The sequence below is a fragment of the Polynucleobacter sinensis genome (assembly GCF_001595985.1).
Classification (GTDB): Bacteria; Pseudomonadota; Gammaproteobacteria; order Burkholderiales; family Burkholderiaceae; genus Polynucleobacter; species Polynucleobacter sinensis.
Genome location: NZ_LOJJ01000011.1, coordinates 1 through 281 on the forward strand (window position 1 = coordinate 1; position 281 = coordinate 281).

1 protein-coding gene is annotated in these 281 nt (G+C 51.2%); it reads left to right on the plus strand.

What is annotated here, in order from left to right:
• The coding region (locus AOB49_RS12175; RefSeq protein ID WP_216634734.1) for an Ig-like domain-containing protein at positions 1–281 on the plus strand (281 nt) is incomplete at both ends.

Sequence of the window (281 nt, forward strand, 5' to 3'; positions counted from 1 at the left end):
GGCAGTTAGCGGTGGTAGTTGGAGTGTTTCGCCAACAGTCCTGGCTGAGGGTAGCTACAATGTTACTGCTACGGTAACGGATCGGGCTGGCAACTCTGTGAGTGATGTCTCAACAGGTGAGCTGGTGATTGATACAACCAATCCGAGCGTTCCAACAGTAACGGCTCAGATAACTAATGACACTACTCCAATAGTTTCTGGTACAGCAGTCTTGGGGGCCGGCGAGGTCCTTGCTGTCACTGTGGGTACGCAAGTATTTAATAACGTGGCAGTTAGCGGTG